The 21,207-nt window shown below is 72.2% G+C and carries 19 protein-coding genes; 7 read left to right on the top strand and 12 right to left on the bottom strand.

All coding sequences use genetic code 11. The features are described 5' to 3' along the window. The first annotated feature begins 74 nt into the window (after positions 1–74). Positions 75–1,238 (top strand): ATP-binding cassette domain-containing protein, encoded by a 1,164-nt coding sequence (locus GXP76_RS00085; RefSeq protein ID WP_242569279.1) that lies wholly within the window; start codon positions 75–77, stop codon positions 1,236–1,238. A 59-nt stretch (positions 1,239–1,297) separates the two neighbouring features. On the opposite strand, the gene GXP76_RS00090 is transcribed toward GXP76_RS00085, so the two are convergent. The 6 genes from GXP76_RS00090 to GXP76_RS00115 form a co-directional block, all read right to left on the bottom strand. Next, entirely contained in the window at positions 1,298–2,377 is a 1,080-nt protein-coding gene (locus GXP76_RS00090) for a hypothetical protein (RefSeq protein ID WP_242569280.1), read from the bottom strand. A gap of 28 nt (positions 2,378–2,405) precedes the next feature. Further along, complete coding sequence (locus GXP76_RS00095) at positions 2,406–3,686, bottom strand: TRAP transporter large permease subunit (RefSeq protein ID WP_242569281.1); 1,281 nt, start codon at positions 3,684–3,686, stop codon at positions 2,406–2,408. A 4-nt stretch (positions 3,687–3,690) separates the two neighbouring features. Further along, the gene (locus GXP76_RS00100; protein ID WP_242569282.1) at positions 3,691–4,332 is read right to left on the bottom strand and encodes a hypothetical protein; all 642 of its coding nucleotides are present in this window, start codon (positions 4,330–4,332) and stop codon (positions 3,691–3,693) included. Beyond that, on the bottom strand, positions 4,329–6,458 hold the full coding sequence (locus GXP76_RS00105) for a hydantoinase/oxoprolinase family protein (protein WP_242569283.1): 2,130 nt from the start codon (positions 6,456–6,458) through the stop codon (positions 4,329–4,331). The genes GXP76_RS00100 and GXP76_RS00105 overlap by 4 nt, the downstream gene beginning before the upstream one ends. 145 nt (positions 6,459–6,603) lie before the next feature. Beyond that, on the bottom strand, positions 6,604–8,217 hold the full coding sequence (locus GXP76_RS00110; RefSeq protein ID WP_242569284.1) for an FAD-dependent oxidoreductase: 1,614 nt from the start codon (positions 8,215–8,217) through the stop codon (positions 6,604–6,606). A gap of 80 nt (positions 8,218–8,297) precedes the next feature. Further along, positions 8,298–9,398, bottom strand: coding sequence for a LacI family DNA-binding transcriptional regulator (locus GXP76_RS00115; protein WP_242569285.1), 1,101 nt, complete (start codon positions 9,396–9,398; stop codon positions 8,298–8,300). A 206-nt stretch (positions 9,399–9,604) separates the two neighbouring features. Between GXP76_RS00115 and GXP76_RS00120 the strand changes: the two genes are divergently transcribed. Next, complete coding sequence (locus GXP76_RS00120; protein WP_242569286.1) at positions 9,605–10,576, top strand: acetylxylan esterase; 972 nt, start codon at positions 9,605–9,607, stop codon at positions 10,574–10,576. Between the two features lie 15 nt (positions 10,577–10,591). On the opposite strand, the gene GXP76_RS00125 is transcribed toward GXP76_RS00120, so the two are convergent. The 4 genes from GXP76_RS00125 to GXP76_RS00140 form a co-directional block, all read right to left on the bottom strand. Next, positions 10,592–11,572 (bottom strand): ABC transporter substrate-binding protein, encoded by a 981-nt coding sequence (locus tag GXP76_RS00125; RefSeq protein ID WP_242569287.1) that lies wholly within the window; start codon positions 11,570–11,572, stop codon positions 10,592–10,594. Further along, a complete protein-coding gene (locus GXP76_RS00130; RefSeq protein ID WP_242569288.1) occupies positions 11,569–12,243 on the bottom strand; it encodes an ABC transporter permease in 675 nt (224 codons plus the stop codon). The genes GXP76_RS00125 and GXP76_RS00130 overlap by 4 nt, the downstream gene beginning before the upstream one ends. After that, complete coding sequence (locus GXP76_RS00135) at positions 12,240–12,929, bottom strand: ABC transporter permease (protein ID WP_242569289.1); 690 nt, start codon at positions 12,927–12,929, stop codon at positions 12,240–12,242. Before GXP76_RS00135 ends, GXP76_RS00130 begins: the two co-directional genes overlap by 4 nt. Before the next feature lie 90 nt (positions 12,930–13,019). Next, entirely contained in the window at positions 13,020–14,348 is a 1,329-nt protein-coding gene (locus tag GXP76_RS00140; protein WP_242569290.1) for a PLP-dependent aminotransferase family protein, read from the bottom strand. A gap of 163 nt (positions 14,349–14,511) precedes the next feature. Between GXP76_RS00140 and GXP76_RS00145 the strand changes: the two genes are divergently transcribed. The 3 genes from GXP76_RS00145 to cynS all read left to right on the top strand — a co-directional run bounded on the left by GXP76_RS00145 (position 14,512) and on the right by cynS (position 16,407). Next, the gene (locus GXP76_RS00145) at positions 14,512–15,432 is read left to right on the top strand and encodes an alpha/beta fold hydrolase (RefSeq protein ID WP_242569291.1); all 921 of its coding nucleotides are present in this window, start codon (positions 14,512–14,514) and stop codon (positions 15,430–15,432) included. Continuing rightward, positions 15,429–15,893: a hypothetical protein gene (locus GXP76_RS00150; RefSeq protein WP_242569292.1), complete on the top strand. Its 465-nt coding sequence runs from the start codon at positions 15,429–15,431 to the stop codon at positions 15,891–15,893. Before GXP76_RS00145 ends, GXP76_RS00150 begins: the two co-directional genes overlap by 4 nt. A 70-nt stretch (positions 15,894–15,963) precedes the next feature. Next, positions 15,964–16,407, top strand: coding sequence for a cyanase (gene cynS / locus GXP76_RS00155; RefSeq protein WP_242569293.1), 444 nt, complete (start codon positions 15,964–15,966; stop codon positions 16,405–16,407). 40 nt (positions 16,408–16,447) lie between these two features. Here cynS and GXP76_RS35480 read toward each other — a convergent pair whose 3' ends face one another. Next, positions 16,448–16,579 carry a hypothetical protein gene (locus tag GXP76_RS35480; RefSeq protein WP_277992820.1) on the bottom strand — a complete coding sequence of 44 codons (132 nt, stop codon included), beginning with the start codon at positions 16,577–16,579 and terminating at the stop codon, positions 16,448–16,450. 2 nt (positions 16,580–16,581) lie between these two features. Between GXP76_RS35480 and GXP76_RS00160 the strand changes: the two genes are divergently transcribed. Beyond that, on the top strand, positions 16,582–18,750 hold the full coding sequence (locus GXP76_RS00160; RefSeq protein WP_242569294.1) for an alpha-galactosidase: 2,169 nt from the start codon (positions 16,582–16,584) through the stop codon (positions 18,748–18,750). A 57-nt stretch (positions 18,751–18,807) separates the two neighbouring features. Further along, entirely contained in the window at positions 18,808–20,523 is a 1,716-nt protein-coding gene (locus GXP76_RS00165; protein WP_242569295.1) for an alpha-glucosidase, read from the top strand. Here GXP76_RS00165 and GXP76_RS00170 read toward each other — a convergent pair. After that, positions 20,462–21,166: a GntR family transcriptional regulator gene (locus GXP76_RS00170; protein WP_242569296.1), complete on the bottom strand. Its 705-nt coding sequence runs from the start codon at positions 21,164–21,166 to the stop codon at positions 20,462–20,464. The genes GXP76_RS00165 and GXP76_RS00170 overlap by 62 nt on opposite strands. Positions 21,167–21,207 lie beyond the last annotated feature (41 nt).

Consider the following 21,207-nt stretch of genomic DNA (forward strand, 5'->3'; position numbering starts at 1 on the left):
GGTCCGTGGGCGGACCGCGACCGTTCGGCCGCTGCCCGTGTGCGGAGGTCCGCGCCCGCTCCTAGCGTGGGCGCATGATCCGGTTCGAGCAGGTGGGCAAGGTCTACCCGGACGGTACGGCAGCCGTCGCCGACCTGTCCTTCGAGGTCGGCGAAGGCGAGCTGGTGACGCTGGTCGGCCCCTCCGGCTGCGGCAAGACCACCACGATGATGATGGTGAACCGGCTGATCGAGCCCACCTCGGGGCGCATCCTGGTGGCCGGGGACGACATCTCCACCGTGGACCCGGTGAGGCTGCGCCGCCGTATCGGCTATGTCATCCAGCAGGTGGGGCTCTTTCCGCACCGCACGGTTCTCGACAACACCGCGACCGTGCCCGCCCTGACCGGCTGGAAGCGGTCCAGGGCGCGCGAGCGGGCCGCCGAGCTGCTGGACCTGGTGGGTCTCGATCCGAAGCGGTACGGGCCGCGCTACCCGGCGCAGTTGTCGGGCGGGCAGCGTCAGCGGGTGGGGGTGGCACGCGCGCTGGCCGCCGATCTGCCGGTGCTGCTGATGGACGAGCCGTTCGGCGCGGTGGACCCGGTGGTGCGCGAGCGCCTCCAGAACGAGTTCCTGAGGCTTCAGGCGACGGTCCGCAAGACGGTGCTCATGGTCACGCACGACATCGAGGAGGCGGTGCGGATGGGCGACCGCGTCGCGGTGTACGGGGAGGGGCGCGTCGAGCAGTACGACACCCCGGCCGCCGTGCTCGGCAGACCGGCCACCCCGTACGTCGCGGAGTTCGTCGGCGCCGACCGGGGGCTGAAACGGCTGTCGGTCACCACGATCGAGCCGGCCGACCTGGAGCAGCCGCCGGTGGCGCGGCTCGACGAGCCGGCCGCGAACGCGGCGCGGCGGCTGCGCGAGGAGGGCGCGCGCTGGGCGGTGGTGCTGAACGGGGGCGGTGAGCTGCACGGCTGGGTGTCGGCGCGGGCGCTGGAGAGCACGGACGGGTACGGGACGGTGGGTGACACGGCGCGCCGTATGGAGGCCCGGGTGCCGGTCGGGGCGCCGCTGAAGCAGGCGTTCGGCGAGATGCTCCAGCATGACGCGGGGTGGGTGGCGGTGGTGGACGGTTCACGGTTCGCGGGTGTGCTGACGCCGGCGAAGCTGCACGAGGCGCTGCGCCGGGCGGTGGGCGCGGACGCGCACGGGATCGCGCGCGGCGAGGTCGGGTTCGACTCGGTGGCGGACGCGTAGGACATGCCCGTGCCGCCGGGCGGGGGTGTGTGGCAAGGACCCCGCCCGGCGACGACGGTTCAGCCCCGTGCGACGGCGATCGAGCCCTTGAGCCGTTCGCCCGCCTCGTAGACCATGTACGGCACACCGCGGTCGGTCCCGAAGCTCGGCGCGGCGCTGCGCCCGTTGTCGGGCGCGGTGTTGGCGGAGTCGTAGAACAGACCGAGGTGGTTGCGGCGGCCGAAGTCGTTGCCGACCTCGGTGATCAGCAGATTGCCGCCGTTCTCCTTGCTGTTGTTGTAGACGACGTACGTGCTGCCGCCGCGGCTGAGCAGGTGCGGCCCGCCGATGTTGTTCGCGCCGACGTCGGAGTGGCGGACGAGCGGCGTCTGGTCGAAGGTCCAGTTGCGGCCGTCGCTCGACCAACCCCAGGCGATGTCACGGTGGTTGGACGTGTTGTTCAGCATGAAGAGCATCACGTAGTGCGCGCCGCGCGAGGGCAGTTCGTGCGCGAAGACACGGGCGTACGAGGTCTCGGTACTGCCGGCGGGCATCATCGCGGTGGTGAGGACCACCTTGTCGTACGTGAAGGTGATCCCGTCCCTGGAACGGGCGAGGCGGGTCGTGCCGTTCTCGCCGTGGAAGTAGAGCCACAGCTCCTTGAGGTCCGCCCGCCAGATGACGTGCGGTGAGGCGACGTGGCTGACCTTGTAGTGCGGCTGCCAGTTGTTGGAGACGATCGGGTTGGCGGTGTACTCGGTGAACGGCCCTTCCAGGGAGTCGCCGTAGGCCAGGCAGATACCGCCGGGCGCGTCGTGCGGACCGTAGTAGAGGTAGTAACGGCCCAGCGGATTGGCCAGTTTGTCGTAGACGCCCCGGATGCACGGGAAGATGATCTCGCCGGTGGGGTTGTACTTGAGCTGGGAGGGCGTCAGGAGGGTCTTGAGATAGCGGTAGTCGGGGAATCCGCCGGGCGCCGCCGCGGGGGCGGGGGCGGCCCCGGCGGGAGCCGCGGCGGCGCTGCCCGCCGCCGCGCCGGTGGCGGCCACGCCTGAGGCCACCGCCGCGGTCGCCGCCGCCGCGCGCAGGAACATCCGCCGGCCGGGGTTCCGCGGCTCGGACGTCTCGTGCCGGTGCGCGTTGCTGTCGTGCTGTGTCATGTCGTTCTCCGTTCCGGGAGTTGAGAGATCACAGATAGGTGGCGGCGGTGACGCAGAATCCGCCGAGGGCGACAGCCCAGACGTACGGCAGGGTCCGCACCATCACCTGCTGCGGTGTGACCCCGCTGTACTGGGCGCTCCATACGGTCTGGGTGCTGGTCGGGTCCGACACACCGAAGACCTGGTTGTACGAGGTGGCCAGCCCCAGTACCGCGACGGCCGGGTAGATGCCGGCGGCGATGAGGACACCGGCGATTCCGGCGCCGAGGCCGAAGACGTTCAGCGGTCCCCGGTAGAGGCAGAGCGGCACGAGCAGGGTGAAGACCACGACGAACAGCACCGGGTTCTGCGGGCTGACCGCCTTGATCAGCGGCTCCAGCGCCTCCACCGCGCCGGGCAGCTTCACCGCGGCCAGCAGGATTCCGATGGCGATGAACAGCACGATCGGCGCCGCCGCGATCTCGAAACCGCCGTACAGGGTGCGCAGCAGCCGCTTGTTCATCTCGCCCGGCCGGGTGGTGGTGAACAGCGCGTACAGGACACCGGCCAGCATCGACGGCAGGATCGGGATCTCGAAGCCGAGAGCGAGGACCAGTGGGACGAGCGGGGTGAGGAGCGCGTACCACGGTGCGTCGCCGAGCTGCTTGCGGCGTGAAGCGGGCTTCGCGGAGGCGGACTTGAGCGACCAGGCGTGTTCGACGCCGCGCCGCCGCGTCTCGATGAGGACGAAGAGGACGGCGGCGGCCAGGGCGAACGGGAACAGCTTCAGCATGAAGCCGCGCACCGTCTCGACGGGCAGTTCGAGCGCGGTCGAGAAGAACTGCCAGATGGGCAGTTCGAAGGGCATGCCCGCGGCGATGCCCATCAGGATCGTGCCGGCGGCGGTGACCTTGGGGATGCCGACGGCGATCATGGCGGGGATGCCTATGATCCCGGCGAGCATCGCGGCGGGCGCCGAGCCCGTGACCGTACCGACGAGGGTGGAGACGCCGAGTACCCCGAGGGCGACCACGACCGGGCGGTCGCCGCCGAACTCGACGATCTTGCGGACGAGGGTGCCCGCGATGCCGGTCTCGTCGAGGAGTTTGCCGAGCCAGGAGCCCAGCAGGATCGCGATCATCGTGGCGGCGAGGGCCGGCGCGCCCTCCTGGATGACCGTGTCCAGGACGCTGTTCTCGCCGGTCAGCGGGGCGCCCGCGAGGAAGGCGATGGCGACGGCCAGGATGACGAGGGCGAAGGCGGTGGGGAGTCTGCGGGTGAGCATCGCGGCGACACCGGCCGCCATGACGAGAAGGATGACGACGCCCATGGCGTTACTTCTTTCTTCCGTGCGAGGGCCTCTGCGGGGTCCCGTGCTGCGGTTCGGCCACGGCGGCGAGGGCGGCCGTCAGCATGAGCGGGCTGCGGCCGAGGCCGCATACGGTGCGGGCGTAGGCATGGGCGGCGATCTCGTCGGCGCCCGCGACATGGCCGTGGAGACGGTGGCGTCCGGCGCGGAGCACGACATGGCCGAGCGACCGCTTCAGGGCCGTCTTCGCCGGGCCGTGGTGGAGCTGTTCGTGCACGGCCTCGTGGGCGATCGCCGCCGCGCGTACCGAACCGGCGGGATACCAGTGGCGCCAGCCGAGCCGGTCGGTCAACTCCTCGGCGAGGGCCAGGGTGTCGGTGAACAGTTCGACGGTCGGGACCGGCCGGGAGGTGTAGCGGGCGAGGAGACCTTTCGCGAGGCCGTCGCCGCGCTCCACGACGCGTGCGGTGGGTTCGACATGGGCGAGTGCGGCGCCGAACTCGTCGGCGGTACGCGCCCATCGGCGCAGGCGCCCGGGGTCGCGGCCCTCGTGCGTGGGGGTGTTCGCGAGCAGCCGGACGCCGAACTCGATGTCGTCGGTCGCCACGAGCGCGTCGAGTTCTTCGAGCGTCCCCGGCCGGACACGGTCGAGCAGCGAGGCGGTCATGACCGCACCTCCAGCACGGCGACGACGGGTTCGTCGGCGGCGCGTGCGCGCAGTTCGCTGCGGGCGAGCGCCAGCAGGGGCTGCGGATCGAGTACGCCGGAGAGGTCGGCGATCCGGGAGCCGAGGAGGAGCCGCAGGGCGGGGGCGCGGACGCCGCCGTCGCCGTACGACGTGGCGTCCTTGACCAGCCCGGCGAGGACTTCGGGGGCGCGGCCGACGGTCGTGGTCTCGACATGGGCGTCCGGCGCGTGGAGCCGTACGACCCCGTCGGCGTCCACGACCCGCACGGGGTGGCGGTCCGCGCGGAACCGGCGGCGCACGTCGGTGCCGTAGACGGTGTGCGCGGGGGTGCCCGCGAGCACGCGCACCGACGCCGGGTCGGTCTTGAGGCTCTCGGCGGCGGCGCGCAGCCGGTCGGCGTCGTCGGCCCGGTGGGCACGGTCCTGCGTGCGCAGTTCGGTGGCGCCGGTCGCGACGGCCCGCACGGTGCTGGTCTGCGGGTCGACGGTGACCTCCACCTCGACACCGTCGGCGGCGGCGCCCTGGGCGACCACGGCGGCCTCGGCCTCGGCCCGGACGGCGAGGATCTGTTCCTGCCCGGCGCCGGGGATGATGCGTTCGACCTGCTCACGGATGAGAGCGAGGGCGACACCGATGGGGCTGATGACCTCGTTGTGGCGGGCGATCCTGCCCTCCTGGCCGGAGACGGCCGCGAGGTGCGGGGTGACGGCGGCCGCGCCTCCGCCGCCGCCGACGAGCACGGCGGTGTCCTTGTCGAGGCGGTAGTCGCGGATCATCGCGTCGACCACGGACTTCACCTGGTCGGTGCCGGCGTCCAGGACGCGGGCCGCCGCCGTGGCGACGTCGGTGCCGAGCGTGGCCGCCAGGGGTTCGATCGCGGCCTTCGCCACGGCCGGGTCGCAGTGGGCGAAGTCCCCTTCCGGGACCCGGCCGAGCGCGTTGGCCGCGCACGTCATGGTGATCGCGAAGCGTCCCCCGGCGGCGTCGAGCACGGCGTAGTCGGCGGGGTCGTCGTCCATCGGCCGGATCGTGGTGACCTTCGCGTCCCGCAGGTCGTCGAGTGTCGCGTAACAGGCGTACGGCAGCCCGGCGATGTGCGCGCTGCGCGGTCCGGCGCCGGTGACCTTGCCGCCGCCGATGCGGACCATGGAGCCGCCGCCGACACCGACGGTCCGCACGTCGAGCGCCGACAGGTACGACGTCTTGCCGAGGATGGTGGCGTGCCGGACGGCGACCTTGCCGCGCCGTACGACGCTGATGTCGGTGGACGTGCCGCCGGTCTCCAGGAACAGGCCCTCGCTGACGCGCTCCTGCATGAGCGCGCCGGCGACACCCGCCGCCGGTCCGGACAGCACCGTCAGCAGCGGCCTGCGCCGCATCTCGTCCAGCGACATCACTCCCCCGTCGCAGCGCATCACCATCAGCGGCGCGCTCACGCCCGCCTTGACGATGGAGGTGTCGACGAGATCGGCGGTGGCGAGCATGCGGGGCAGGATCGCGGCGTTCACGACGGCGGTCCGGGTGCGCTTGTGGAGCCCGTACAGCGAGGTGATCTCGTGCGCGGCGGTCGTGGGCAGTCCCCGCTCCCCGGCGGCGGCGACGACCGCGTCCTCGCCCTCGGGGCGGTCGACGCTGAACGGCTGGCTGGTGACGACGGCCTGGGCGCCTTCCTGGACGACCGCGTCGACGGCGGCGCGTACGGCGGGCGCGTCGTCCGGGTCGGCGACATGGGCGTAGGCGAGCGGAAGCCGTTTGCCGGGGGTGAGTTCGAGCTTCCGGAAGGCGGCCAGCCTGCGGGTGAACGCGGCGCTCGGACCGGCGCCGATGCCGATCAGACCGACGGTGGCGACGTCGCCCTCCAGCAGGGCGTTGGTAGCCTGGGTCGTGCCGTGGGCCAGGAAGGCCACGTCCTTCGGGGCGTGTCCGGTCTGTTCCAGCAGGCGGTCGAGAGCTTCGACGATGCCGTGGGCGACGCCGTCCTCGTGATGGTGGCTGGTGGGGACCTTCACCTGCCCCAGAAGTCGCAGGGTCGTGGCGTCTACGGCCACGGCGTCGGTGAAGGTTCCGCCCACGTCGATGCCGACGCGGATGCGGTGGGTGTTCATGGCTTGGGCACCTCCTTGTGCAGGGTGGGCATGGCGCGGGCGGTGAGGCCGGGCGGGGCAGGTGGAGCTGCTCCTGCCCGGCTGTCCGCCGCCGTTGTCGTTCTGTGAACTGCTGTGAACGGCCGCCGCGTGAGTGGCGGCTCTGTCAGTAGCCGCGTACGTCCGGCCAGTGGCGCTGAACTCCTTCGCGGTCGAGCAGCCGGGCGAATTGGTCGAACCGCTTGTCCTCGGCCTGGACCTGGTGCGGTTCGACGCCCTCGGCGACGCAGTGCGCGGCCAGTGCGCCCGCGACCTCGCCGATGTTCCATTCCACCGGGTGGAGCCGGTAGCAGCCGTTGGTGATGTGGGTGGTGCCGATGTTCTTTCCGGCGGGCAGCAGATTGCGGACGCGGCGCGGTACGAGGGCGCCGAGGGGGATCTCGAAGGGCACCGAGCCGATGTCGATGTAGTTGTCGCCGCCGGTCGAGGGGTGCAGGTCGATGCGGTAGTTGCCGACGCCGACGGAGTCCCGGTAGCGGGTGCCGCCGTAGGGTCCGACGATGTCGATCGCGACGTCGTGCTCGGTGACGGTGGTGACCGCCTTGATACGGCGCGACTCGCGTACGTACGGCGCCTTGGCCAGCCCGTCGCGCGTGCCGGTGACGTCGGGGCGCAGCCGCAGCCCGGGGAATCCCTGGCCGCCGTCGGCGCGGGGCGCCTCGGTCTGGAGCCAGTACAGGACGGACAGCGACAGCTGGCGCGCCTCGGCGAGCGCGGCGGCCGACGTCTCCTCGCCGCCGCCGATCAGGGGCTTGAGCCAGTAGTCGTTCAGGGGCCAGTTGACGAGCGTGATGTCGGAGTCGAACGCGCCGGGCCGGTGCAGCTTGCGGGCGAGGATCCGGCGGAAGCCGAACAGTTCCTTGTCGCCCGCGTCGGCCGACTGGTCGGCGGTGACGTCGAGCGGGTCGAGGTCCGGGTTGGGGACGAAGGTGCGCGGTACGGCCTGAAGGGTGCGGGGGTCGGGCGCGAGGAAACCGAGCAGCGGTCCGGGCCAGAAGTCCGGCTGGTAGCTCCGCCAGAAGTCGTAGTCGGCCGGCCGCTCGATGGTGTGGTCCTCGCCCTCGTGGTGGGAGAGCGCGAAACACACCGTGATGCCCTGCTGGTTGAGGGGCTGTGCCTCGTCGGGGGCGTGCGGCTCGTCGTACTCGCTCCGTGCCTCGGCGCCGATCGCGTGCTCGACACCGGCGAGTTCGAGCAGTTCACCGGTCTCGGTCGCGTCGATGACGTAACGGGCGGCGATAGTACGGCGGGTGCCGTCGCGCAGATCGGTGAGCGTGACCGACCGTACGGTGTCGTCGTCGCCCGCCTCGGCGGCGACCGCGCAGTGCTCGGTCAGGAGCGTGAGCCGGCCCGACGAGCGGTGCGGGGCGAGCATCGCCTCCATCACCGCGAGGGCGACGCGCGGTTCGTGGCAGAGCTTGCTGACGCGGCCCGCGCCCGGGTTGAGGTCGGTGAGGGCCAGCGCCTCGGAGCGCAGCGGGTACCACCGCCGGTAGTGGTCCCTGATGGATTGGCGCAGGGTGCGGTAGGAGGCGGTGGTGCCGAACTGCTCGACCCACGGGTGCTCGTCCGGCGGGACGGCCTGGGAGGTGAGCTGGCCGCCGATCCAGTCCGTCTCCTCGGTGAGGACGACGGTGCGTCCGGCACGGCAGGCGGCCAGTGCGGCGGCCACGCCGCCGAGTCCGGAGCCCACGATGAGGATGTCGGGTGCGGATGTCACGGGTCTCCTTGAATAGCTGTGTGGTTCCTGGTGCGGTTGTCGCGGTGTGCGGTCGGTGCGGTGGGTGCCCGGTGGGCGGGTCAGAGGTGGGCGGGTGGTGGCGCCGCCGTCGTGCCGGGCCTGAAGGCGCAGGCGACGAGCGGTTCCGTGGCCTGCTCCCCCGCGACCAGCGCGGCGAGCATCCGTACGGCGGCGGCGCCCAACTGCGGTCGGGGGATGTCGAATCCGGTGGGCACCGGCCCGTCCGACAGGTCCGGCGGCGGGCTGCCGAGCAGCGCGAGCGAGGCGTCGCGCGGGCAGTCGATACCGACGAAGTGCGCGGCGCCGTGCAGCGCGCGCCAGGCGTCGCCGGTGTCGGTCTCCTCGGCGACGAACGCGGTCACGCCGTCGTCGAGCCAGCCGCGCAGCCGTGCGGCGGTGAGGTCGTGCTCCGGGTCGGCGGAGCGGAAGACGGCGTCCGGGCCGCCGGGCAGCCCCGCCTCCTCCAGGCCCTTGAGGAAGCCGTGCTCACGGTCGGTGGACGCGGGGGCGTCGTCGTCCTCCCGTACGAGCACGATCCGCCGGTGGCCGAGCGCGGCGAGGTGCGCGACGACCTCCTGGCTGGCGCTGACGTAGTCGGCGCCGACCCAGGCCAGCCCTTCCAGTTCGTCCCGCCGGCCGAGGTGGACCACGGGGAAGCCGTCGGCGACCAGCCGCAGCAGTTCACCGGCGGGGGCGTGGCGGCCGAGGAAGAGGCAGCCGTCGGCGAGCCGTACACGGCCCAGGGCGTGCGGTCCGGAGGCCCCCGCGCCGCCCGTGCTGGAGCCGGTGAAGAGCACCAGGTCGTACCCGCGTGCCGCCGCCTCCTGCTCGACGCCGACGAGGAACGGGTAGTACGAGTGCTGCACGTCGGTCGGGAAGGTGGACGTGAAGCTGAAGACCCCGAGCAGGTTGTTGCGGGCGGCGGCCAGCCGGCTGGCCGCCGGGTCGGGGACGTAGCCGAGGATGCGTACCGCGTCCAGCACCTTGCGCCGGGTCTCCTCGGAGATCGTGGCGCCCTGCTTCCGCGCCCCGAGCACCAGCGAGACCGTGGCCTGCGAGACCCCGGCGAGTCTGGCGACCTCGGCCTGGCGCGGCCGTGACGTCCGGCCCGCGGGTGCGGGGGTCCGGCCCGGCCGGGCCCGCTTCCTGGGTTCCTCCACCGTGTTCCTCCGGATCGTTAATGCGTATTAGTTATGCGCATTAGCGAGTACTGTGGACCTTCGGACGGCGCCGGTCAATAGATCGAGCCGGACTTGTTCCGCACACCTCTTTGACTCGCCTCCGGAGCCTCACCGGCTCTTCTGCGGCGGTGAGGCGGGCCGTACGGTGTGATCGTCCGCCCGCGAAACCAGAGGTGATCCCGCACATGGCCCTGTTCGATCTCCCCCTCGACGAGCTGCGGAGCTACCGCAGCCGGTCCGTGGAACCGGCCGACTTCGACGCCTTCTGGGCGACGACCCTCGCCGAGGCCCGCACCCACGATCTGGACGCCCGTTTCGCGCCTGTCGCGACGGGGCTGTCGACCGTGGAGGTGTACGACGTGACCTTCGCCGGCTTCGGCGGCCACCCGGTCAAGGGCTGGTTCGTCGTGCCGGCGGGGACGCGTGAACCGCTGCCTCTGGTGGTCGAGTTCGTCGGCTACGGCGGGGGGCGCGGCATGCCGTTCGCCCGGCTGCTCTGGCCGTCCGCGGGCTTCGCGTACTTCGTGATGGACACGCGGGGGCAGGGGGCGGGCTGGGGCGGCGGCGACACCCCCGACCCGGTGGGCAGCGCCTCGTCGTTCCCCGGATTCCTCACCCGGGGCATCGAGGATCCGTACGACTTCTACTACCGCCGTGTCTTCACCGACGCGGTCCGCGCGGTGGAGGCCGCCCGCTCGCATCCGCTCGCCGACGCCTCCCGCACGGCCGCCATCGGCCGCAGCCAGGGCGGCGGGATCACGCTGGCGGTGGCCGGGCTGATACCGGATCTGGTGGCGATCTCGCCCGACGTGCCGTTCCTGTGCGACTTCCCCCGGGCGACGACGCTCACCGACAGGGACCCTTACCGCGAGGTGGGCAAGTACCTCAACACCTACCGCCGCCGGGGCGAGCAGGTCCGGCGGACGCTCAGCTACTTCGACGGGGTTCACTTCGCGGCGCGCGGCCGGGCACCGGCGCTGTTCTCGGCGGCTCTGGAGGACCAGACCTGTCCGCCGTCGACGGTGTTCGGGGCCTTCAACGTCTACGCCCACGAGGACCGGACGATCGAGGTGTACGAGTTCAACGGCCACGAGGGGGGCCAGGCGTACCAGGAAGAGGCCCAACTTGCCTGGCTGCCGGGCCGGATGAGGGCCTGACGGCCCAACGGGTCCTCATCCGGCGGGAATCAGCCCCTCGCTCCTCAGATAGCGCTCGGCGACGTCCTCGGGCAGCCGCCGCCAGCTGTCGACCTGCTCGTTCATCGACCTCAGATCCTCGGTCGTCAGCACGGCGTTGAGCTTGTCGAGCGTGTTCCGCACGCGCTCGCCGCCCGCCCGGGACCGGTTGACGACGGGCACGATGTGGTCGGCGTTCTGGAGGTGCTTGTCGTCGGTGAGGACGACGAGCCCGAACGCGGCGAGCGTCCCGTCGGTGGTCGTGGTGACCACCATCTGGTCCTGCCCGCTCTGCACGGCCCGCTTGGACGGTGTGGTGCCCAGCCCCTTGGGGTCGAGGGAGGTGATACGGATCCCGTACGTCTTCCTCAACCCCGGTGCGCAGTAGGCGCGTCGCACGCACTCGTCGCCCGCCGCCAGCCGTACGGGCAGCCCCGCGCGCCCGAGGTCGGAGAGGGTCCTGAGCCGGTGTTTCCTCGCGTACGCGGCGCTGACCGCGTACGCGTTCTGGTCGACGGCGCGGCCCGGGTCCAGTACGTCGAGCCCCCGTTTCGCCGCCAGTTCGCGCAGGACCCTCATGGTGGCGTCCAGGTCGGGTGAGCCGACGGTCTTCGCGTCGGCGCCGTTGGCCTTGGCGTTCAGCCAGTCGGCGAAGGTGGCGGCGTACTCCGGCACGATGTCGATCTGGCCGCTCTCCAGGGCGGGTTCGTACAGCTCGCGGTTGGTGACGGAGAGGATCCGGGTGCGGTAGCCCGCCCGGCCCAGCAGGATCGCGTACATCCGGGCCAGCAGGTCGCTCTCGGTGAAGCCGGCGGATCCGACGGTCAGGTCCCTGCTGTCGCCGGGTGGGGCGGTGACCGTGCCCTGGTTCTCCAGGGACGGTCCGGTGGCGCAGGCCGCGGCGGTCGCGGCCAGCGCGAGGAGCGCGGCGACAGCGGGCGCGACGGGTGCGCCGAAGGCCCTCAAGCGCGGGCTCATCCGGCGCCTTCCCTCACCCACCGCGGGGCCAGCCGCCGCGCCACCTCGAAAACCGCCTCGACCAGGAGCGCGAACAGCGCGACGAGCACCGCGCCCGCGACGACCATCGGCGTGGACGCCAGGTTGAACCCCGCCGTGATGATCCTGCCGAGCCCGCCGCCGCCCACCAGCGCGGCGATCGTCGCGGTGGCCACGAGTTGGACGGCCGCGACGCGTACACCGGTGAGGATCAGCGGCGCCGCCAGGGGCAGTTCGACCCGGCGCAGCACCTGACGTCCCGTCATGCCCATCCCCCGGGCGGCCCGTACGACGTCGGGGTCCACACCGCTCATCCCGACGTAGGCGTTGGTGAGCAGCGGCGGGACGGCGAAGAGGACGAGCGCGATGATCGTCGGCCACTGGCCGTGCTGCCCGATCGGGGTGAGCAGCAGCAGGACCAGTACGGCGAAGGTGGGGACGGCCCGGCCGGTGTTGGAGATGTTGACGGCCAACGCGCCGCCCCTGCCGAGGTGGCCGAGGACGAGTGCGACGGGCAGCGCGACGGCGCAGCTGATGAGCAGACAGACGACGGTGAGAAAGAGGTGTTCGCCGAGGCGGTTCCAGATGCCGTCGGAGCCGGACCAGTGGGAGGCGCTGGTGAGCCAGGACCAGGCGTCGGCGAGGGTGTTCACGCGCCCCGCCCCCTCGGCCGCCTCGTCCAGGGGGTGAGCGCCCGCTGGATCGCGAGCAGCAGCAGGTCGGCGAGGACCGCGATGATCACACAGAGGACGGACGCGGTGAGCACCTGCGCCTTGAAGAAGGTGTTCATCCCGGCGTAGATGAGATTGCCGAGTCCGCCGTGGCCGACGATCGCGCCGATGGTGACGAGGGAGACGGCCGAGACGGTGGCGATGCGCAGGCCCGCCATGGCGGCGGGCAGCGCCAGCGGCATCTCGACGGCGAGGAGCAGTCGAACCGGTCCGTATCCCATGCCGCGCGCGGCCTGCCGGGTCTCTTCGGGGACGGCGCGCAGCCCGGCCAGGATGTTCCGAACGAGCAGGGTGAGCGAGTAGAGGACGAGTCCGGCGACGACGAGCGACGCGGACAGCCCGTACACGGGCAGCAGCAGCGAGAACATCGCGAGCGAGGGGATCGTGTAGAGCACGGTGGTGAGGCCGAGCACCGGGGCGGATGCCCAGCGCCACCGCCGGGCCGCGACGGCGAGCGGTACGGCGAGCACGAGCCCGGCGAGGACGGCGACGGCCGTGAGCTGGAGGTGCTGGAGGACGGCTTCCCCGAGGATTCCCCTGCGGCTGGTGAGATAGGCGCCGCAGATCCAGTCGTTGCGTGCGAGGCAGTCGTCCGGAGGTGCGGTCACCCGCCCATTCCAGCGCTGTTCCGGGGGTGTCGCGCGCGGGGTTGGCCCGTACGTGACCGGGCGCGATGGCGGCGGCCGGTGCGCCGGGGGTCATTCGGGCGCGGCGTCCTCGGGTGTGCCGCGTGCCAGAGCGGCGAGGAGGTCCAGGGCGTCGGAGAGGGCGCGGTGGGAGGGGGTGCCCAGGGCCAGCCGGACGGCGTTCGGGGCGCGGCCGGTACCGACGGTGAACGCGGCGCCGGGCGCGATGGCGATACCGAGGCGGGCCGCGGCGGCGACGAAGGTCTCGGCGCGCCAGTGATCGGGCAGCTCCCACCAGCAGTGGTAGGCCCGGGGGTCGGCGCGCACGGTGAAGCCGGCCAGGCTCTCGGTCCTGATCCGCTGCCGCTCCACCGCGTCGGCGCGCTTGGCCCGGCCGATCGCGTCCGCGGTGCCGTCGGCCATCCACTGCGTCGCGGCGTCGAGGGCGAACCGTGCCGCCGACCAGGCGCCCGAGCGCAGGGAGGAGGCCAGGCGCTGTTCGAACGCGGGCGGGGCCACGGCGAAGCCGAGCGTCAGACCGGGCGCGAGCCGCTTGGACATGCTGTCCAGGACGATGGTGCGTTCGGGGGCGAGGGTGGCGAGCGGGGGGACGTCGTCGCGGAGGAATCCGTAGATGGCGTCCTCGACGACGTACAGGTCCGACGCCCGGATCGTCTCCACGAGTTGAGCCCTGCGGCGCGGCGGTGTCGTCATGCCCAGCGGGTTGTGGAGGGTGGGTTGCAGATAGACGGCCCGCAGCGGCGGGGCGTCGGCGAGGGCTTCGGGGAGGAGCCCGTCCTCGTCCATGGCGAGCGGGACGAGGGTGATGCCGAGGTGGGCGGCGATGCCCTTGACGACGGGGTAGGTGTACTCCTCGACTCCGAGCCGTTCCCCGGCCGGGACACAGGCAGCGAGGGCCGCCGCGATCGCCTGGCGGCCGTTTCCGGCGAAGAGGATCCGCTCCGGTTCCGGCGTCCAGCCGGCGCGCGCGAGGAGGGGCGCGGCGGCCTCGCGGGCGGCGGCGGCCCCCGACCGGCCGAGGGGCCGCAGGCTCGCGGCGAGTACGTCGGGGCGCTGGAGGCGTGCCATACCGGCGGCGAGCATGTCCGCCTGCCCGGGCAGTACGGGGAAGTTGACCTCCAGATCGACCCTGGCCTCGCTGGGCTCGGTGAGGATCGGCTGGGGTCCGGGGGGCGCGGCGCGCACGAAGGTGCCCCGGCCCACCTCGCCGACGGCGAGTCCGCGCCGGATCAGCTCGCCGTAGACCCTGGCCGCCGTGGAGTTGGCGATGTTGCGGCTCCGGGCGAACGGCCGCTGCGGTGGCAGCCGCTCGCCGGGGCGCAGCCGGCCGGCCCGGATGTCGGCCGCGAGCTGGTCGGCGATGAGCCGGTAGTCCTCCATGGCGCTCCCCTCCCGCTGCCGCGCTTGACGGCAGAACATTGCACCGAGATCAATTTCAATATTGCATCGAGATATTGCACCACTTAGCATCGAGAAAGCAAGGGGGACCGCACGGAGCCGGGCATCCGGACCGAGCGCCGGACGAACGACGAAGGACGCGCACATGAGCTCCATGACGCTGCACGACATCACCCTGACGTACGACGACGAGGGCGGGAACGAGAGTGCGGGCGGGGACGGAGGCGAGGACGGCGGCGGTGAGGTGCTGGTCCTCGTGCACGGCCACCCGTTCGACCGCTCGATGTGGCGCCCCCAGATCGAGACGTTCGCCGGCCCCGGACGGCGCGTGATCGCCCCGGACCTGCGCGGCTACGGCGGATCCACGGTCCTGCCCGGCAAGACGACGCTGACCACCTTCGCGTGGGACATCGCCGCCCTGCTCGACCGGCTGGGCGTCGACAGGGTCGTGCTGGGCGGACTCTCCATGGGCGGCCAGATCGTCCTGGAGTTCTACCGGCTGTTCCCGGAGCGGGTCCGCGCACTGGTGCTGGCCGACACCTTCGCCGCCGCCGAGACGGAGCAGGGGAAGGCGGCGCGCAACGCGATGGCAGACCGGCTGCTGCGGGAGGGCATGGGGCCCTACGCGGACGAGGTGCTGACCAAGATAATGGCGCCGCACAACGTCGAGGCCCTGCCCGGGGTGGCCGGGCACGTGCGCGGCATGATGCGCGGCGCACCGCCCGAGGGCGCGGCGGCTGCACTGCGCGGCCGGGCCGAACGGCCCGACTACGTCGGCATGCTGGCGCGTGTCGCGGTACCGGCGCTCGTCGTGGTGGGCAGCGAGGACGAGTACACGCCGGTCGCCGACGCGCGGGTGATGAGCGAGGGGATACCGGACGCGACGCTCGCGGTCGTCGAGGGCGCCGGGCACCTGCCCAACCTGGAGCGGCGGGCGGAGTTCGACGCCGCGCTCGGCGCGTTCCTCGGCTCCCTGCCGCCCATTACCTCCGGGGTAATCGACCGGGCCCGCGGCTTCGAGAACCATCAGGGGGGTCAAGCCGCTTCCCCGAGGAGGAACCCATGAGTTCGTCGGATTCGTTCGGTGTCCCCGCCCCGTCCCGTACCTCCCCGCCCACCGGTGCCGGGGTCCTGCGCGGTGACACCGGCCTGCTGCGTCTGGCGCTGCGGCTCGACGCCGTGGCCACCGGAGCCGTGGGGGCCGCCGCGCTGATCGGCTGCGCCGCGCTCGACTCGGCGCTCGGCCTGCCTGCCGCGTTCCTCGCCGGGATCGGCGTATTCCTGGTGCTGTACGCGCTCTTCGTGGCGCGGGCCGGTTCCGCGCCCGTCCCGGACCGCGGAGCGGTGTGGGTGGTGATCGGCGGCAATCTGGCGTGGTTCGCGCTCAGCGCCGTGACGGCCGCCGCGGGCTGGCTCGGTCCGACCGGGCTGGGCACGGTGATGATCGTGATCCAGGCGGTGGCGGTACTGGGCTTCGCCGATCTCCAGTTCTACGGGCTGCGCAGGGCGCGCGAGTCGGCGGCCTGACCGGCGGGACGTGCGTCTCCTATGCTGTGGCCGGGTGCGACAGGACCGACGTCCGGGAATGGAGACGCACATGCTGAGCAAGCACGAAGCCGCCGAGGCCGTCCGACAGGCCAAGGTGAAGACCGGAGTGACCTGGGCCCAACTCGCCGAAGCCGTGGGCAGACCGCTGGCCTGGACCACCGCCGCTCTCCTCGGCCAGCACCCGATGGGCAAGGACGAGGCCGTCACGGCGGCGGCACTCCTCGAACTCGGCGACGACGCGGCTCTCGCCTTCCGACTCCAGCCGTCACGCGGGGCGTTGGACGCGGCCGTACCGGTCGATCCGACGATCTACCGGCTCTACGAAGTCGTCCAGGTCTACGGTCCGACCATCAAGGAACTGATCCACGAGCAGTGCGGCGACGGCATCATGAGCGCCATCAACTTCCGCCTCGATGTCCGGCGCGTCCCCGACCCGGCCGGTGACCGCGTGGTGATCACGCTCGACGGGAAGTACCTCCCCTACCAGTGGTGACCACCAGTCGGTGGCCCCGTCACGTACGAGCGTGACGGGGTCACGGCGCGGCCCGGCCGCCGACCCGCCCCTGTACGTACGCCCGGACGGCCGTCACCGCCGCGCCGCGTGCCCACAGGCCGAAGTCCACCGGCCGTACGTCGAGCGAGACACCGGACGAGTTGAGGAGCACGTATGCCCACCGGTCACTCCCGTGACTACCGCCACCTGCGTGCCGCCGGGACGAGCCTGGTCCTCGACTGCTCCGGCACCCGGCTGCCCCGGGTGGTCCACTGGGGCGACGACCTCGGTGACCCCGGCGGAGCCGAACTCGCCGATCTGGTGGCCGCGAGCGCCGCGCGGCCGATGACCAACACCCTCGACCTGCCCGTCCCGCTCTCCCTCCTGCCGGAGCACTCCGCGGGCTGGCTCGGCACACCGGGTCTCACCGGACACCGCGACGGCGCCGACTTCTCGACGGCCTTCACCGTCCGCTCGATCCGTACCGTCCGCACGCCCGACCTGCTCGAACCGCACCAGCTCACCGTCGACGCCGTGGACGAACACGCCCGTCTCGCACTGGTGCTGGAGATCGAGCTGACCGCCTCCGGGCTCGTGCGGCAGCGCGCCACCGTCACCAACCTGGCCACCGGCGAGCGGCCGTTCACCCTCGACGGTCTGCTGCTCGCCCTCCCCGTTCCCGCCCATGCCACCGACATCCTCGACCTCACCGGCCGGCATCTGCGCGAACGCGGCCCGCAGCGGCACGAGTTCACCCTCGGCACGCATCTCAGGGAGAACCGCCGGGGGCGCACCGGCACCGACGCGACACTGCTGCACCTCGCGGGCGAGCGCGGTTTCGGTTTCCGTACGGGTGAGGTCTGGGGCGTGCACGTGGCCTGGAGCGGCAACCACCGCACCCTCGCCGAACGCACCCCCGCCGGGGTGTCCCTGCTCGGCGGCGGCGAGACCCTGCTCGCGGGCGAAGTCCTGCTGGCCGGGGGCCGGTCGTACACGAGCCCGTGGCTGGTCGGATCGTACGGCCGCGGACTCGACGAACTGGCCGGGCGTTTCCACCAGCACCTGCGTGCCAGGACCCACCACCCACGACGGCCCCGGCCCGTCACCCTCAACACCTGGGAAGCCGTCTACTTCCGGCAGGACATCGACACGCTCAAGGAGCTGGCGGACGCCGCGGCGGAGGTGGGCGCCGAGCGGTTCGTCCTGGACGACGGGTGGTTCAAGGGCCGCAGGCACGACCGCGCGGGACTCGGCGACTGGTACGTGGACGAGACCGTCTGGCCGGAGGGGCTGGGGCCGCTGGTCGGCCATGTCCGTTCCCTGGGGCTGGAGTTCGGGCTCTGGGTCGAGCCCGAGATGGTCAGCCCCGACTCCGACCTCGCCCGCGCGCACCCCGAGTGGATCCTCGCGACGGGCGGCCGGCTCCCGCCCGAGTCCCGGCAGCAGCAGGTGCTCGACCTCGGCCACGCCGGGGCCTACGCGTACCTGCTGGAACGGCTCGACGCGCTGGTGGGCGAGTACGACATCGACTACCTCAAGTGGGACCACAACCGGGATCTCGTCGAGGCCGGACACAGCCCGACGGGCGCGGCCGGTGTCCACGCGCAGACGGCGGCGGCGTACCGGCTGCTGGACGAGCTGCGCGCCCGGCACCCCCGTCTGGAGATCGAGTCCTGCTCCTCCGGCGGAGGAAGGGTCGACCTCGGCATCCTGGAGCGCACCGACCGCGTCTGGACCAGCGACTGCATCGACGCGCTGGAACGGCAGCGAATACAGCGCTGGACAGGGCTGTTACTGCCGCCCGAACTCCTCGGGGCGCATGTCGGCTCACCCGTCGCACACACCACCGGGCGCGCCCACACCCTCGACTTCCGGGCCGGGACCGCCCTGTTCGGGCACTTCGGCATCGAGTGGGACCTCACCGCGGCCGACCCCGGCGAGCGCGCCAGGCTCGCCGAGTGGGTCGCCGCGTACAAGGAGTTGCGACCCCTGCTGCACACCGGCACCGTCGTCCACGGCGACCATCCCGATCCGGCGCTGCGGGTGCACGGCGTGGTGGCGGCCGACCGCTCGCACGCGCTGTACGCCCTCGTCCAGACGGCGACGAGCGTGATGTCCCCGGCGGGCCCCGTACGGCTGCCGGGACTCGACCCGGACGCCCGTTACCGGCTGCTGCCCCGCCGGCCCGGCGACCGGCCCGAAGGACCCCGCCGGTCGGACCCGCCGTGGTGGGAGCGCCCGGCGGGCGTGGAGCTGACAGGCAGGATGCTGGCGGTCGCCGGAGTACGGGCTCCCACGCTCTTCCCGGAACGTCTCGTGCTCGTGGAGGCGCACCGACTCTGACCACCGCCACGGCAACGGCCACCGCCACCTGTCCGCCATCACACGAGGTTCAGCCACATGAGCAGCGACTCCCCTTCCCAGGAAGCCTGGTGGAAGTCCGCCGTCGTCTACCAGATCTATCCGCGCAGCTTCGCCGACTCCGACGGCGACGGCGTCGGGGACCTGCGCGGCATCATCGGCCGGCTGGACCATCTCGCCGCTCTCGGCGTCGACGTCCTGTGGCTGTCACCGGTGTACCCGTCCCCGCAGGACGACAACGGCTACGACATCAGCGACTACCAGGACATCGATCCGGCCTTCGGCACGCTCGCGGACTTCGACGACCTCCTGGCCGCCGTCCACGCGCGCTCCATGCGGCTGGTCATGGACCTCGTCGTCAACCACACCTCCGACGAACATCCGTGGTTCACCGAGTCACGGCAGGGGCCGGACAGCCCGAGGCGCGACTGGTACTGGTGGCGGCCCGCCCGGGACGGTGCCGAGCCCGGCGCGCCGGGCGCCGAGCCCAACAACTGGCGCTCCTTCTTCTCCGGCCCCGCCTGGGAGTACGACGAGCCCGGCGACGCGTACTACCTGCATCTCTTCTCCCGGAAGCAGCCCGATCTCAACTGGGAGAATCCCGAGGTCCGCGCGGCCGTCCACCGGATGATGAACTGGTGGCTCGACCGGGGCGTCGACGGCTTCCGGATGGATGTCGTCAACCTGATCTCGAAGGATCCGGCGCTGGCCGACCGCACCCACCACGGCGCGGGCCCGCGGATCCACGAATTCCTCCAGGAGATGCACCGCGAGGTCTTCGCCGGGCGCTCCGAACGGCTTCTGACCGTGGGCGAGATGCCGGGCGTCACCGTCGAGGAGGCCCGGCTCTTCACCGATCCCGCCCGCGCCGAGGTGGACATGGTCTTCCAGTTCGAGCACGTCGGACTCGACCACGGCGACGGCAAGTTCGACGTACGGCCGCTGAACCTGATCGACCTGAAGGCGTCCCTCGGCCGCTGGCAGGACGGACTCGGCGAGAGGGGGTGGAACAGTCTCTACTGGAACAACCACGACCAGCCGCGTGTCGTCTCCCGCTTCGGCGACGACGGGCCCGCCCACCGGGTCAGGTCCGCGACGATGCTCGCCACCGTCCTGCATCTGCACCGGGGCACGCCGTACGTCTACCAGGGCGAGGAACTGGGCATGACCAACGCCCCGTTCACCTCCGTCGACGACTTCCGCGACATCGAATCCCTCAACCACTACGCGGAGGCGGTCGGCGGTGGCGCCGACCCGGCGCGCGTCCTGGCGGGGCTGCGGGCGATGGGACGTGACAACGCCCGTACGCCCATGCAGTGGGACGCCACCGCGCACGCCGGGTTCACCACCGGCACCCCCTGGATCCCGGTCCATCCGAACCACACCGAGGTCAACGCGGCGGCGGCGTACGCGGATCCCTCGTCCGTCTTCCACCACTACCGGCGGCTCATCGCGCTCCGGCACTCCGAACCGGCCGTGGCGCACGGCGACTTCACCATGCTGCTGCCGGACGACCCGCGTGTGTACGCCTTCACCCGGCGGCTGATGACGGCGGACGGTACGGCGACCGAGCTGCTGGTCCTCGGGAACTTCACCGCGGACACGGCCGAGATCGCCCTGCCGGACGACGGCTGGCGGGACGCCGAGCTGCTGATCGGCAACGTCCCGGAGTCCGGTCCGCTCGCCACGACGCTCACGCTCGCCCCCTGGGAGGCACGGGTCCACCGCCGCCGTCGGACACGGCCGCCGGGCTGACGGGCGGCGCCTCCTCGGGGAAGGCGCGGCGCACGAACGAGGCGATGTGGTGGTGGAGGGCGTCCCCGGCGGCCGCCGCGTCGCCCGCGAGCGCGAGCCGCAGGATCTCGCGGTGCTCGGCCGCCTCGCGTTCCCACGTCGGGACCGCCGCCCACGCCACGGTGGACACCAGGGCGGCCTGGTCGCGGACCTCGTCCAGCATCCTCGCCAGGAGCGGGTTGCCGCAGGGCAGGTAGAGCGCCCGGTGGAAGTCACGGTTGGCGAGCGACCTGTCGGCCCGGTCGGCCGCCGACTCGGCCCGGTCCAGGGCCTCCTGGGCCGCGTCGAGCCGGGCCCGCCGGGTCACCGAGCGGCGCAGCGCCTCCGGTTCGAGCAGCAGGCGTACGTCGTACACCTCACGCGCCATGGCCGCGTCGACGTGCCGCACGACGGCGCCCTTGTACTGGCTCATGACGACGAGTCCGGTACCGGCGAGGGTCTTGAGCGCTTCGCGTACCGGAGTCTTGGACACGCCGAACTGGGCGGCGAGTTCGGCCTCGACCAGTGCCTGCCCCGGTGGGAGCCGCGCCGTGAGGATGGCGTGCTTGATCGCCTCCAGCACGTACTGGGTGCGGGACGGTATCGGGGTGGGCGTAAAGGTCATGTGTCATATATGACGTATGAAGTACGACGCGTCAACGCCGT

This window comes from Streptomyces sp. NP-1717, assembly GCF_022695985.1.
Classification (GTDB): Bacteria; Actinomycetota; Actinomycetes; order Streptomycetales; family Streptomycetaceae; genus Streptomyces.